The 14,998-nt window shown below is 41.8% G+C and carries 13 protein-coding genes and 1 tRNA gene; 12 read left to right on the top strand and 2 right to left on the bottom strand.

Features of this window, described 5'->3' with window-relative positions; genetic code table 11:
• From Q0993_RS01250 to Q0993_RS01305, 12 genes are all read left to right on the top strand, one after another.
• On the top strand, positions 1–408 hold a 408-nt coding region (locus Q0993_RS01250), incomplete at its 5' end, for a cyanophycin synthetase (RefSeq protein WP_299529025.1).
• A gap of 22 nt (positions 409–430) precedes the next feature.
• A complete protein-coding gene (gene mraY, locus Q0993_RS01255; RefSeq protein ID WP_299529027.1) occupies positions 431–1,651 on the top strand; it encodes a phospho-N-acetylmuramoyl-pentapeptide-transferase in 1,221 nt (406 codons plus the stop codon).
• Between the two features lies 1 nt (position 1,652).
• On the top strand, positions 1,653–2,987 hold the full coding sequence (murD, locus tag Q0993_RS01260) for a UDP-N-acetylmuramoyl-L-alanine--D-glutamate ligase (RefSeq protein ID WP_299529029.1): 1,335 nt from the start codon (positions 1,653–1,655) through the stop codon (positions 2,985–2,987).
• A gap of 2 nt (positions 2,988–2,989) precedes the next feature.
• On the top strand, positions 2,990–4,189 hold the full coding sequence (locus Q0993_RS01265; RefSeq protein ID WP_299529031.1) for an FtsW/RodA/SpoVE family cell cycle protein: 1,200 nt from the start codon (positions 2,990–2,992) through the stop codon (positions 4,187–4,189).
• Entirely contained in the window at positions 4,176–5,276 is a 1,101-nt protein-coding gene (murG, locus tag Q0993_RS01270) for an undecaprenyldiphospho-muramoylpentapeptide beta-N-acetylglucosaminyltransferase (RefSeq protein ID WP_299529033.1), read from the top strand. Before Q0993_RS01265 ends, murG begins: the two co-directional genes overlap by 14 nt.
• A 21-nt stretch (positions 5,277–5,297) precedes the next feature.
• Positions 5,298–6,650, top strand: coding sequence for a UDP-N-acetylmuramate--L-alanine ligase (murC, locus tag Q0993_RS01275; protein ID WP_299529035.1), 1,353 nt, complete (start codon positions 5,298–5,300; stop codon positions 6,648–6,650).
• A complete protein-coding gene (locus Q0993_RS01280; protein ID WP_299529037.1) occupies positions 6,640–7,359 on the top strand; it encodes a cell division protein FtsQ/DivIB in 720 nt (239 codons plus the stop codon). The genes murC and Q0993_RS01280 overlap by 11 nt, the downstream gene beginning before the upstream one ends.
• 8 nt (positions 7,360–7,367) lie before the next feature.
• Positions 7,368–8,693 carry a cell division protein FtsA gene (gene ftsA, locus Q0993_RS01285; RefSeq protein ID WP_299529039.1) on the top strand — a complete coding sequence of 442 codons (1,326 nt, stop codon included), beginning with the start codon at positions 7,368–7,370 and terminating at the stop codon, positions 8,691–8,693.
• Between the two features lie 36 nt (positions 8,694–8,729).
• Positions 8,730–10,655, top strand: a complete 1,926-nt coding sequence (gene ftsZ / locus Q0993_RS01290) for a cell division protein FtsZ (RefSeq protein ID WP_299529041.1) — start codon at positions 8,730–8,732, stop codon at positions 10,653–10,655.
• An 89-nt stretch (positions 10,656–10,744) separates the two neighbouring features.
• On the top strand, positions 10,745–11,194 hold the full coding sequence (locus Q0993_RS01295) for a GatB/YqeY domain-containing protein (protein ID WP_299529043.1): 450 nt from the start codon (positions 10,745–10,747) through the stop codon (positions 11,192–11,194).
• Between the two features lie 30 nt (positions 11,195–11,224).
• Positions 11,225–11,298: transfer RNA gene (locus tag Q0993_RS01300), tRNA-Arg, on the top strand.
• Positions 11,299–11,383: 85 nt separating this feature from the next.
• A complete protein-coding gene (locus tag Q0993_RS01305; protein ID WP_299529045.1) occupies positions 11,384–12,349 on the top strand; it encodes a helix-turn-helix domain-containing protein in 966 nt (321 codons plus the stop codon).
• A gap of 64 nt (positions 12,350–12,413) precedes the next feature.
• On the opposite strand, the gene Q0993_RS01310 is transcribed toward Q0993_RS01305, so the two are convergent.
• Both Q0993_RS01310 and Q0993_RS01315 read right to left on the bottom strand, forming a co-directional pair.
• Entirely contained in the window at positions 12,414–13,076 is a 663-nt protein-coding gene (locus Q0993_RS01310) for a hypothetical protein (protein ID WP_299529047.1), read from the bottom strand.
• A gap of 12 nt (positions 13,077–13,088) precedes the next feature.
• Positions 13,089–14,873, bottom strand: a complete 1,785-nt coding sequence (locus Q0993_RS01315; protein WP_299529049.1) for a phage tail tape measure protein — start codon at positions 14,871–14,873, stop codon at positions 13,089–13,091.
• Between the last annotated feature and the right edge of the window lie 125 nt (positions 14,874–14,998).

The raw sequence follows: 14,998 nt of genomic DNA on the forward strand, positions 1-14,998 counted from the left end.
AAAAACGTGCTTGATACCATCAACACGTTGAGGACTGGAAATGAAAACGTCATCACTATTGTGGGGTGTGGTGGCGACAGAGACAAGTCTAAGCGTCCGGTAATGGGCTATATCGCATCGGCCATGAGCAACACCGCTATTTTCACTTCGGATAACCCCCGATCAGAACCACCGGAGGCAATAATTAAGGAAATGGAGGCAGGTGTGGAGCCACAAAACAAAAAAAAAACTTTGTCCATAGAGAATAGGGAACAGGCGATTAAAACTGCCTGTAAGTTGGCCGTTAAGGATGATATCATTTTGGTAGCCGGAAAAGGGCATGAAACCTACCAGGAAACCAATGGAAAGCGTATTGATTTTGATGATTTTGAAGTGGTAAAGGATGCATTGAACAGTATGGATAAATAGTGTTAAAACCCAAAACCTAACCATGTTATTTTATTTGTTTGAATATTTGGAAAAAGAGTATCAGGTCCCTGGTGCCAGTCTTTTCCAGTTTCAAACATTTAGGGCAGCTATGGCGGTTTTGCTTTCCCTTATTCTCGCCACTACGTATGGAAAGCGTATCATACTTTTTCTTCAGCGGAAACAGATAGGGGAGACCATACGCGATTTAGGTCTGGAAGGACAGAAGCAGAAGGCGGGAACCCCTACCATGGGTGGATTGATTATTATCATGTCCACATTAATTCCCGTGATCTTGTTCGCGGATATACTGAACATTTATGTCATTTTACTGATTGTTACCATTATTTGGATGGGTATCATCGGTTTTATAGATGATTATATCAAGATTTTTAAAAAGGATAAAAAGGGATTAAAGGGCAGGTTTAAGGTTTTGGGTCAGGTGGTGTTGGGCCTTATTGTGGGCGCAACGCTCTATTTCCACCCAGAGGTCACCATGAAGGAAAAGAACAATACCATAATAACCCAAAACTATGAGGTTGTGGAGATAGAGGGCAAAGAGATAAAATCCCTTAAGACCAATATCCCCTTCTTTAAGAATAACGAATTGGATTATACGGATTTTGTGTCCTGGATTGGTGATGGTGCTGGAAAATATGCATGGTTACTTTTTATCCCCATAGTGATTTTTATCATAACGGCGGTATCCAATGGTGCCAATCTTACGGATGGCATCGATGGTTTGGCAGCTGGCACGTCGGCAATAATTGTCATGACCCTGGGTATTTTTGCGTGGGTTTCGGGCAACATCATTTTTTCTGACTATCTGGATATTTTTTACATCCCAAAAGCAGGTGAACTTTTAGTTTTCATAACTGCATTTGTTGGTTCCCTGGTAGGTTTTTTGTGGTACAATGCCTATCCGGCACAGGTGTTTATGGGAGATACGGGAAGTTTAACGATTGGCGGGGTCATTGCCGTGATTGCGATTATCGTACGAAAGGAGTTGTTGATTCCCGTACTATGCGGAATATTCTTTGCCGAATCCATTTCGGTAATGCTACAGGTAGGTTATTTCAAATACACCAAAAAGAGATCGGGCGAAGGGAGGCGTATTTTTTTGATGGCCCCCCTACACCACCATTATCAAAAGAAGGGATATCACGAAAGCAAGATAGTCACACGTTTTTGGATTATCGGAATATTGCTGGCGGTTATAAGTTTCGTGACATTAAAAGTGCGCTAGCATGGATCGATTGGTGGTGTTGGGCGCAGGCGAAAGCGGTATTGGGACCGCTATTCTGGGAAAACAAAAAGGATATGAGGTTTTTGTATCCGATTTGGGAAAAATACAGACAAAGTATAGAAACGTTCTTGAACATTTTGGGATTGATTGGGAGGAAGAGAAACACACTGAAGCCGCCATCCTAAACGCGGATTTGGTTATGAAAAGTCCTGGCATTCCGGATACGGTTCCCTTAGTAGTAAAATTAAGGACGAAAGACGTTCCCGTAATTTCGGAAATCGAATTTGCGGCGCGTTATACGGATGCCAAGATTATTGGTATTACTGGAAGCAATGGAAAGACCACGACTACGATGTTGACTTACCATATTCTCAAGGAATATGGTCTAAACGTGGGTATGGCCGGCAACATTGGGGATAGTTTCGCTAGGATGGTAGCCGAGCACAACTATGAATATTATGTATTGGAAATCAGCAGTTTTCAATTGGACGGCATCGTGAATTTTAGACCTGAAATTGCAATAATCACCAATATAACGCCAGATCATTTGGATCGCTATAATTATCGGTTTGAGAATTATGTCGCTTCAAAATTCAGGATTGCCAAAAACCAGCATAAGGAAGACCATTTCATCTATGATTTGGACAATGAAACGATTGTAAAAGGTTTATCCGAACACCCGATCAAATCCCGCTTACTGCCTTTTTCAATTCAGAAAACTTTGGAGGAAGGGGCGTACATGAAAAACAACGAAATACAAATTCGTACACAAAACAATTTAATTACGATGAAAACGAACACTTTGGCGCTGGAAGGAAAGCATAACCTTAAAAACACCATGGCGGCAACCATGGCCGCTAAATTGGTGGGTATCCGAAAGGAAGCCATCCGGGAAAGCATAGCCAATTTTCAGGGAGTTCCGCATCGTTTGGAAAAGGTATTGAAAATACATCACGTACAGTACATTAACGATTCCAAGGCTACCAATGTTAATGCCACGTATTTTGCCTTGGATAGTATGAGTGCACCCACCGTATGGATTGTGGGGGGAGTTGACAAGGGAAACGACTATAAGGCCTTGATGCCGTTGGTCCGTGAAAAGGTAAAGGCCATTATTTGTTTAGGTATGGACAATGCTAAGATTAAGGATGCTTTTGGCAATGTAGTGGACTTAATGGTGGAGACCTTTGCTATGGAGGAAGCGGTGAAGGTGGCCTATAAAATTGCGGAACGCGGGGATGCGGTCTTGCTGTCCCCGGCCTGCGCCAGTTTTGACCTTTTTAAGAATTACGAGGATAGGGGAGATCAATTCAAGGAAGCCATAAAGAATTTATGACCATGTTACGGGTATTAAAAAACATTAAGGGAGATAAAGCCATTTGGGCCATAGCGGCACTCTTGGCGGTATTTTCGTTTTTACCCGTCTATAGTGCCAGCAGTAACTTAGTATATGTTGTAGGCAACGGTACTACTACCGGGCACTTGATCAAGCATGCCTTGCTGTTGTTTTTGGGTTTTGGAATTGTTTATGGGGTGCATAGGATTCCTGCCCACTTTTTTAAAGGGCTATCGCTAATTGCAATGCCTGTTGTGTTGGTTCTATTGGCATTTACGCTGGCACAGGGTGATACAATTGAGGGGGCCAATGCGAGTAGATGGATCCGGATTCCTTTTGTGGGGATAACCTTCCAAACTTCCAACCTGGCCGCCGTGGTCCTAATGATCTATGTAGCTCGTTATTTAACCAAGATAAAGGACAGGGCCATCACGTTTAAGGAGAGCATATTACCCTTGTGGCTACCTGTTTTTTTAGTAGTTGTATTGATATTGCCGGCCAATTTTTCTACGGCCGCCATTCTATTTTCCATGGTGCTTCTACTATGCTTTCTAGGGGGCTATCCTTTAAAATATGTATTCGGAATAGTAGGTGCGGGAATTGTTTGCCTTACATTTTTTATTCTTAGTGCAAAGGCGGCGCCCGATCTTTTTCCCAATCGTGTGGATACTTGGATAAGCAGGGTGGAAAGTTTTTGGAACCCGGAGGATACCGAAGCGGATTACCAGATAGAGAAGGCCAAAATTGCCATTGCTTCAGGTGGAATCGTGGGTAAGGGTGCCGGTAAAAGTGTACAAAAGAATTTTTTGCCCCAAAGCTCCTCGGACTTTATTTATGCCATTATTGTGGAGGAATACGGCCTTGTAGGCGGCTTTGTTTTGATGTTCTTTTATTTGTTTTTGTTGTTCCGTATCGTAGTAGTAGCCAATGGCAATGGAACCATCTTTGGAAAATTACTGGTTTTGGGAGTCGGTCTGCCCATTGTTTTTCAAGCTTTGATCAATATGGCGGTTGCTGTGGAACTATTCCCTGTAACAGGCCAAACCCTACCCTTGATAAGTAGCGGGGGAACCTCAAGTTGGATGACTTGCTTGGCCATTGGCATCATATTGAGCGCGAGCAGGAAAGACAATGAAATAGGGGAAAAGGTGGTGGATGTTGATGATTCAAACCCTTTACAAGTGTTGAGTGGGCAATTATAGGTTTATACTTTCCGGGGGAGGTACCGGAGGACATATATATCCGGCCATTGCAATAGCCAATGAATTGAAAGGGAGGTATCCGGAAGCCGATTTTTTATTCGTTGGGGCAAAGGATCGTATGGAAATGGAAAAAGTACCCCAGGCCGGGTACAAAATTGAAGGATTATGGATTACCGGGTTACAGCGGAGACTAACCCTTAAAAATTTGATGTTTCCCCTTAAGTTGATAAGTAGTTTGTTGAAATCGCGAAAAATAGTATCCCAATTTAGACCTGATGTGGTCATCGGTACCGGTGGGTTTGCCAGCGGTCCTTTGTTACAGGTGGCCTCCGGACGGGGCATTCCCTGTTTACTTCAGGAGCAGAATTCCTATGCAGGCATTACGAACAAACTGCTCAAGGATAAAGTAGCCAAAATCTGTGTGGCCTATGATGGTATGGATAGGTTTTTTCCGTCCGCCAAAATTGTAAAAACGGGTAATCCGGTGCGGGAGGACTTGGTAAAAATGAATACACCCGGTTTCGAAGCGAAGACCTTTTTTCGGTTGGATCCGGAAAAAGAGGTGGTCCTGATTTTAGGTGGAAGTTTGGGCGCAAGACGTATCAATGAATTGATCGAAAAGGAACTGGGTTATTTTGCATCTAAAGATTTGCAGGTGCTTTGGCAATGTGGCAAGCTATACTTTGAACAGTATCAAGAATACGCAGATCAAAACGTAAAGGTTTTCGATTTTTTGAATAGGATGGATTTGGCCTATGCCGCTGCCGATTATGTCATTTCCAGATCGGGAGCCAGTTCCGTATCCGAATTGTGTATCGTAGGCAAGAGCACACTATTCATTCCTTCACCCAATGTGGCGGAGGATCACCAGACCAAAAATGCAATGGCGCTGGTGAACCAAAAAGCGGCTTTGATGTTGCGGGAGAATGAGCTGGACGCAAAATTTGAGACCGTTTTTTCAGATTTACACGAATCCAAGGAAAAGCAGGAAGAGTTATGCATAAACCTGAAAAAAAGAGCCATGCCCAACGCAACAAGGCATATTGCGGACGAAATAGAAAAGTTGTTAAATACATTGAAGACATAAGGTAAAACCCTAGGTATAGTTTTGAACTTAACAAACATTCATAACGTATATTTTATTGGAATAGGAGGTATAGGAATGTCCGCCTTGGCGCGTTATTTCAAGTTCATCCATAAGAATGTGGCGGGATATGACAAAACGGAAACGCCATTGACCCAAGATCTTGTAAAATTGGGTATACCCGTACATTATGAGGACAATTGGAGCAAAATTCCCAAAGGTTTTTTTGAGAAGAAAAACACACTTGTCGTATACACACCTGCGGTCCCACAGGAACATTCCGAGTATCGATACTTTTTGGATCAAGGTTTTGAAATAAAGAAACGTTCCGAGGTTCTAGGCCTCATTACCAAGGATACTTTTTGTTTCGCAGTTGCCGGCACACATGGCAAGACCACCACATCCAGTATTTTGGCACATTTGCTCAATGAAACAGGAACACCGCTTACCGCATTTCTCGGTGGAATTTCCGAGGACTTTAATAGTAATTTTCTGTTCAAGGGAGTGCAGTATTCCGTGGTGGAAGCGGATGAATTTGATCGCTCCTTTCTTAGGCTGTATCCCAATGTAGCCTGCATAACCTCTATGGATGCCGATCACCTTGACATTTATGGGGATAGTACCTCGCTACGGAAATCTTTTGAAGAATTTGCACAGCGTATAAAACCAGGGGGGCAATTGTTTGTACGCAACGGCCTGCCCCTAAAAGGAACTACCTATGGAATAGAGGATGGCTCGGACTATTGCATCCGTAATATACGGATAGAGCAGGGTACCTATATTTTTGATATAGCAATGCCACATACGATGATTTCGGGGGTTAGGTTCAATAAGCCGGGCAGACACAATTTACTGAATGGACTGGCGGCTTTTGCCATGGCAGAACAATCGGGAAATCCTTTGGATAAACTGGCATTGGCGATGGCCACGTTTAAGGGCGTGCAGCGGAGGTTTTCCTATCAAATCAAATCAAAAGATTTCATTTTTATCGATGATTATGCCCATCATCCTACAGAAATCGATGCGGTTTATGATGCAATTACCGAAATGCATCCGGGAAAAAATAGTACTGTGGTTTTTCAACCTCATTTATTTTCTCGGACAAAGGATTTTGCGGATGATTTCGCGGTAAGCTTGTCAAAATTCGATGCAATTCTCTTGTTGGATATTTACCCGGCCCGGGAAAAACCCATGGAGGGAATTTCTTCGAAGTGGTTATTGGAAAAAATTGAAAATCCCAATAAAAAATTAATAGAAAAAGCGGATTTAATATCTGAAATAAAAAAGCAAGATCCTGAAATCCTTGTTACCCTTGGAGCTGGGGATATAGGTTTGGAGGTATCCAAAATTAAAAGCAAATTGGAGTATGCGAATTAATTGGAACTATATTAAGATTATTGCGCTTAGCCTAATAATAATGGGGCTTTACGCATTTTCCAACCATAGAAGCGAAAAGCGAAAAGTAGAAGGAATCAACGTTGAATTCGTCGGGGATCAAAACCTCTATATTACGCAAGGCACGGTTAATAAATTGTTAATACAAAATTATGGGCCTATCTCAAATATGCCTAAAGAAAAATTAGTTTTGAATACTATAGAAAAGGTCATCGAGGCCAATGAAATGGTGAAAAGTGCCCAAGTTTATCTTACTGTAAATGGTGAACTTACGTCTAAAATTGTTCAACGCAAACCAATCGGACGCATAGAGGGGAATTCAAAGTTTTATCTAGATGATGAAGGGAAACGTATGCCGTTGTCCAAAAGTCATTCGGCAAGGGTTCCTATAATCACAGGTAAGATTACAGGCAAGGGCTTGGAAGATGTTTATGAAATTCTGAAGTATATAAACCAGGACGATTTTCTCCGTAAAAATGTAATTGGTATCCATATTGAAGAGGAGGAGAGTTACCAATTAAAGTTTCGAATGGAACAGTTCGTGGTCCATTTGGGCGGTATAGACAATCTGGAAGAAAAGTTTAACAATTTCAAGGCGTTTTATGCCAAGGCAAATCGGGATAAGACATTGGAGGAATATGCCATGGTAAACTTGGAGTTTAATAATCAGGTAGTATGCACCAAAATTTAAGGATAACGATGGAACAAGGTAAATATTCAGTTGGGTTGGACATAGGGACGACCAAGATTGTGGCCATAATCGGCAGGGAAAACGAATATGGGAAAATTGAGGTTCTCGGCATTGGACGATCCAAAAGTTTAGGTGTGCACCGAGGCGTTGTGAACAATATTACCCAAACCATAAAGTCTATTCAACAGGCAGTAGAGGAGGCCGAAGCCAATTCAGGGCTAAGAATTGGCTCTGTCGTTGTAGGGATAGCGGGGCAACATATTAGAAGCCTTCAGCATAGCGATTATATAACACGTTCGGATTCTGAAGAGGTAATCAATGAGGACGACCTTGACCAATTATGTAATCAGGTATATAAACTGGTAATGCTTCCCGGAGAGGAAATTATCCATGTATTGCCGCAAGAGTATAAGGTTGACGGCCAGGCCGAGATCAAACAGCCCATTGGAATGTATGGTGGACGTTTGGAAGCCAATTTTCATGTGGTGGTAGGGCAGGTTTCGTCCATAAAAAATGTGGGGAGATGTATTAAGAGCGCCGGATTGGATTTGGGCAATATTACTTTGGAACCTCTGGCCTCTTCGGATGCGGTATTGAGCCAAGAAGAGAAGGAAGCAGGGGTCGCTCTGATCGACATAGGCGGTGGGACCACGGATTTGGCCATTTTCAAAGATGGTATTATTAGACATACGGCGGTAATACCATTTGGTGGAGGTGTTATTACCGAAGATATCAAAGAAGGGTGTTCCATAATAGAAAAGCAGGCAGAATTGCTGAAAATCAAGTTCGGTTCGGCGTGGCCCGGCGAGAATCGGGATAACGAAATTGTATCCATTCCGGGGCTTCGTGGTAGGGAACCCAAGGAAATTACCCTAAAGAACCTCTCCAAGATCATTCATGCCAGGGTGGTCGAAATCGTGGAGCAGGTATATGTTGAAATAAAGAATTATGGGCATGAGGAGCAAAAAAAGAAGCTCATTGCCGGTATCGTACTTACAGGAGGTGGCAGTCAGCTAAAACACTTGAAACAGTTGGTGGAGTATATTACCGGTATGGACACCCGCATCGGTTACCCTAATGAACACCTTGCCGGGGATTCGGAGGAGACCATTGCCAGTCCATTGTATGCTACGGCGGTAGGTCTTTTGATGAATGCCCTAAAAAATCAAAGCAAGGAGAAGTCTGTGGCGCAAAGTGGGGAAAACGAGGAAGAAATGGCCTTTGCCGCCCATGAACAGGAAGCCGTTGGAGGAACTAAAGTAAAAAAAGAGCGAAAATCCGTTTTTGATAAATGGTCGGAAAAGCTCAAGGATTTTTTGGATAATGCAGAATAACAATAAAAGAATATAATAACCAGTAATATAAAGAATATGAGCAAGAACACGGAATTTGAAAACATATCCTTTGATCTGCCGAAAAATCAAAGTAACGTCATAAAGGTCATTGGTGTTGGCGGAGGTGGGAGCAACGCCATTAACCATATGTTCCAAGCCGGCATTAACGGGGTGGATTTTGTTATCTGCAATACCGATCAGCAGGCCTTGCAGAACAGCCCCGTGCCGAACAAGATCCAATTGGGGGTTTCCTTGACTGAAGGACTAGGCGCCGGGGCCAATCCCGAAATTGGGGAACAGGCTGCATTGGAGAGCATGGAGGAAATTAAGGGTATGCTGGATACCACAACAAAAATGATTTTCATTACCGCTGGTATGGGCGGGGGGACGGGTACTGGTGCCGCTCCCGTAATCGCAAAACAAGCGAAGGAAATGGACGTGCTTACCGTGGGCATCGTCACTATGCCTTTTCAGTTTGAGGGTAAAATGCGTTGCCAACAGGCCCAGACCGGGATTGAAAAATTACGCTCCAATGTAGATTCCCTTATCGTTATCAATAATAATAAGTTGCGTGAGGTCTATGGAAATCTGGGCTTCAAGGCCGGTTTCTCAAAAGCTGATGAGGTCTTGGCCACCGCAGCCCGTGGTATTGCAGAGGTTATTACCCATCACTATACCCAGAACATTGACCTTAGGGATGCGAAAACCGTACTGTACAATAGTGGTACGGCCATTATGGGGTCTGCCATGGCTTCCGGTTCCGCAAGGGCCCATGAGGCCATTGTAAAAGCCTTGGATTCTCCCTTATTGAACGACAACAAAATAACAGGTGCCAAAAATGTGTTATTGCTGATCGTTTCCGGTTCCCAAGAAATTACAATTGATGAAATTGGAGAAATCAACGACTATATCCAAATAGAGGCGGGTTATGGCGCAAATATCATCATGGGCGTGGGTGAGGATGAGAATTTAGGAGAAGCTATTGCCGTTACCGTTATCGCTACGGGATTTAATGTTGATCAACAGGATGATATTGTAAATACGGAATCCAAGAAAATCATCCATAATCTTGAGGAGGGACAGAAAGCTGAACAGGACCTGACCCCTAAGCCCATTATACACCAACTGCAGGAAGAAGAGATTGAAGAGCCTCAAAAAACATACAAACTTCCGGAAGAGGAAGAGTTGGGAATGGATTTGATTCCTACTACCAATTATATCAAGAATTTCAATGTTTTCTACGAAGAAGTAATTGAAGAAGTAGTAAAAGGAGAAGTTTCCGAAGATGATTTCATTATTATAGATTCCAAGGATACCCTTAACGACATTGAAGTAGTTGATCCTGAGGTAGTCTCGTCCAAAAAGGAACAGTTTACCATGAGTTTTGATATGCCATTGTCCCAGGAAGATGAAGAGGAAAAGGAAAACGTTATCACCTTTAATCTGGATGAGGAAGTAAAGGACATGGACGTAAAGGATTATATTGATGTGGTACCCGTATTGGAATACAATAAGGATGGGGAAACCCGTTACAGTTTGGACGATTATATGGAGCTGGAGAATAAACTCACCGGGGCCAAGTCCAAAGCTGAGGAATATGACCCCAAAATAATAGAGGACGAACTGATTTTCGAGAAAAAGACAATAGCCGATAAAGATGGCGACCATAAGTCCCAAAACCCTTCCAAGGCAACTGATCCCATGGAAATCCCTATTGAGGAATTGTTAAAGGAAAGAGCCGATGAAAGAAGAAGAAAACTAAAGGATTTCAACTACAAGTTTCAGAATAATTTGAGCAATATAGATGAAATAGAGAAAGAACCGGCTTACAAGCGCCAAGGTGTGGATTTAAACGATAACCCTAGACAGGCAAAGGTTTCAAGAACCAGCCTAAGTGAAGATAGTAATGGAGAGATTCAATTACGTTCCAACAATTCATTTTTAAATGATAACGTGGATTAGCTGCCCTTTTCCCCAAACAATCCAAACCCGGAAATAGCAATGTTTTCGGGTTTATTTTTTATCTTCGCAGTCCGAAAAAACCAGAAATTATGGGCCTACAGGAACAGGTAATGGAACAAATGAAAGCAGCTATGAAATCCAAGGATTCAGTGGCTTTGGAATCCCTTAGAGCGATTAAATCGGCCTTGTTATTGGCACAGACCGAAAGTGGGGCAGGGGGCAATCTCACCGAGGCCGATGAAATTAAGCTGGTGCAAAAATTAGTGAAACAACGCAAGGATAGCGCTTCCATTTATAAGGAACAGGGCAGGGCCGATTTGGCGGAACCCGAACTGGCCCAGGCTGCCGTTATTGAACAGTTTCTTCCAGAACAACTAACTGAGGAGGAAATTGAAAAGGTAGTGGTGCAAACGATAGATGCCATAGGTGCGTCGGGGATGAAGGACATGGGGAAGGTGATGGGAATGGTTTCCAAGGAATTGGCCGGACAGGCGGACGGAAAAACTATTTCTACCATAGTGAAAAATAAGTTATCTTAGCGCGCTTTTAAGGGTGTATTATATCACTTTGGCCGCGTAGTTCAACTGGATAGAATATCAGATTTCGGCTCTGAGGGTTGGGGGTTCGAATCCTCCCGCGGTCACTAGTTAAAAACCCAACCATTTTAAAATCAAATGGTTGGGTTTTGTGCTCTTGTTTTTTAGTCGATATTTAGCCAATTTTTTCTCATGAAAGAACTTCATAAGTACGACTCTTACGATTTCGAATTTTTGCAATCATTAATTGACAATAAAATTGAAGAGGGTCTCAATCTTGAATTTAAGTCAGGTGAAGCGTTGCAGAAGACTCCCAGGAACAAAAAGGAAATCTCAAAGGATATTGCGGCAATGGCCAATTCCAATGGTGGGCTAATTATTTATGGTCTACTTGAAAAGGATAATGTTGCTGACAGTTTTGTATATGTAGATGGGAATTCTTTTACCAAAGAATCGTTAGAACAAATTATTAGTTCGACTATAAAAAGACTTATTCCAAACTTGAAAATTTTCCCGATAAGGAAGGATGATGATATAAGTAAGTCCATATATATTGTACAGATTCCGGAAAGTTCGGAATCACCACATATGAGCGTTGATAAGAGATTCTATTTAAGAAATAATTTTGGTGTTGCCCCGATGGAGGAATACCAGGTCCGGAATCTTTATGAAAAGAAATCAAGCGCAAAGGTTATATTATCTGCATTAGGATTATATATTCATCCGGAAGAGGGAGATGTTGATGAAACTAGACTTCAGGTTGTTGTAAGCATCAAGAATGTTGGTGAGACAATGACAAAAGAGTACAGGGCTAATATTATTTTTAATGGATTATTCGAGTTCGTAAATATTACTTGGGAGGCCATAGGACAGGGAAAAAATTATTCTTCAACGACTACTCCCGGAATAGGAATCAAAATTACAAACGAACTTCCAACTACAATTTATCCATCTGAGGAGTTGGATGTCATTGGTATAAATCTGGATGTTAAAACAAAGCATTTAGAGGCATTTATCGAGAAGATGGAATTATCCGCTCTGTTGTATTTTAACAATGAAAGTTCCATTCGGGAATATACGGGTACTGGGAGGGATAGACTGCTAAAGGATTTAAAAAATAAAGAAGGGGTCTTTTCTTTCTTAAGACATGATATATGACAAAACCCGCTACATTTCTGCAGCGGGTCGGAGATAAACTCAAATAAAAATCAAAATTCGAAGTTTAGTTTTTTAGTCTTCTATCTACTTCATCGTAAAATTCTTTCGCCTCTAATTTAGAATAGTAATCTTCTTTCGGGACTGGTAAAACGTAATGGTCTTCGTCAAGGGTCTTTTCATTTTTATTGAACAACTTTAATTTTTTATCTATATCTCCGTAAAATTGTTGTATCTCCAGGCTCATATATCTGTCATAGGTAAGACGCGATAGGATACCATCTCTTAATTTCCACTTATCAATATGTCCAAGTTCATAGTGTTTTATCCATTCATCGTTCTTTGCGCGCTCCATTGCAACACCTAGGCTAAATACTTCGCTATATACTTGTGGAAAGGCTTCTTTTATCTGTTCGTGATTCATCAATTCAATATTCATTTTACTAATAGTTTGTTTTGGCGGATCAGAGATATCCTGCAACGAAGGTTTATCAATGTTTTCTGAACAACAGAGGTTTGCCGAGTTCGAACCAATTTCCTTTATATTCTTGGGCAGTTTTTCAAGGACTTCCTCTGACAATTCATCTCGGGAATAGGACATCTCGTAGACATGATCCCTGTTATATTTATGATGAAGTTTTGTCTGTGGATCATAATAAAAATAAACCCCTTGACCAATATCGTACTTAAGAGACCGGCTAATAACTTCTGTGGGTAAACTTAAGAACATAAATAAGATTTTTTAGAATGCCCCTTGTGTACTGGTTACTTTAACTGGAATCGGTGTATCCCTGCTGGAAGTTGATTGCACCATTTTTCCAGGGTCATTAAGGTTTATATTCAGAGATCCTTTCATAGTACTTTCCCTTAATTCTTCAATTTTATTAGCCGTAGTTACCTGAGGTCCATCAACCGGTTTTAGGGAATCTCTCACTTCTACATCTCCTGTTAGATTAGCTAATCTGCCCAAAGCTCCTTTGGCCATATCTCCGAGTTCACCAGGGATTTTAGAAGCCATTTCTAGCATAATACGCATTGGTGCCAGGATAAACTTTAAAATAGATTGTCCGATATCCCGAAAAAATCCCATGAAGTCAAACTCCTGAAACCACTCCACTAGATTGTTCCATGCATCACCAATCCATGATGTAAACTTTCCCCATTGCTTGGAAAACCATGCCGTGATCTTATCCCAATTTTTGAATGCCAATACAATCAATGCTATAGCAGCTATGACTGCCAATATCGGCCATGTAACCGACCACACCGTAGCCGCCAACGCCGCATTTGCAGGTACCGCCAACCAAGCCGCAGCCGTGGCTATACCTTGGTAAACCGCATAAGTGAACATGGCTCCTTTCATAGCAACGAACATGGCTAAAAGACCAATACCAATGTTCGTGAAAGTTTCTATATTATCCCCCAGAAAACCTAATGAGCCCTTGACAAAATCAATGGCATCACCCGTGTTAGTGGCCTCTATCACGTTATTAGTAAAAGCGTTCCTTAATTCTCCGAGTCTGTTCTTTAGTGTGTTGGAATTTATAATGGCTGCTTTTTGGGCTTCACTAGTACCGGTTACACCCTTAGTAAATTCTTTGTATACCTCGATGTTGTTTAACAAAGTTCTGCCTACCGAAACATTTTCTGCTCCAAAGGTTTTTGTAATAAATGCATCTTTTTCTCGAGCAGAGGATAGTTTATCAATACGCATTCGAGCCTCTTCCAGGGCATTATTTATGTTAAACTGACCACTTGCATAACCCATACCTGCTTTCTGTAGTTTTAAGGTAACACCTCTCAATTTAGTACCTGCCTCAGAACCGAAAATAGAAAACTTGCCCAACGTCTGTATCAGACCAACGGACTCCTCTAAGGTAATGTTTGCCCCAGCTGCAACCGAACCATAATTTTTGAAAGCCTCGGCTGTTTGGGTTATACTAGCCGATCCTACCGCCTGACCGGCAGCAAGTACGTTTATTGTCCTATCGGCATGTTCGGCACCAAATGAAAATTGGTTCATGATACCAACAAGATTCTCGGCCGATGTTCCCAAGTCATCTTTAGAGGCTTTGCTTAACGTAATTGTAGCTTTTGAAACTTGTGAAATTCCCTTTTCGGTTTCGGCGAACTTAGCGTTCAGGCCGGCTATTTTTTCATAAGATGCCACTACATCTATGGCGCTTTTTTTTGTGTCTTTGGCAACTTTGAAAATACTTTTCTCATAGTTAGCAAACTCCTTGTCGTTTAAATCACTTACTATTGTCCTGAACTGTGCCAAGGCATCACCGTATTCTACTACATCATTACCAGCATTGTAAAAAAGAGTGCCTAGCCCTACACCGATTGCGAGTTGTGATAGCCGGCCCATTTGCTTGAAAGTCCGGTTCAATTTATGATCAAAGCGTTTAATGTGGCCGATACCATTACTGGCCATATTTCCCACGTTTCTTCCCATGCCCTTTACTACATGGCTAAATTTGTCAACAGCCGTAAATTGTGCGGGTATTTTAATTGTTGCCGACATTGGTTTCTTTCGCTAGTTTTTCTTGTTCTTTGGCATCATTGTACCAATACAAAAGGCCATGGTGGTCTAAATCATCGATATATAATTTATCGATCGTTTCGGGCGGCCAATGGGTGTATCTTACA

The sequence above is a fragment of the Ulvibacterium sp. genome, from assembly GCF_028285715.1.
GTDB lineage: Bacteria > Bacteroidota > Bacteroidia > Flavobacteriales > Flavobacteriaceae > Ulvibacterium.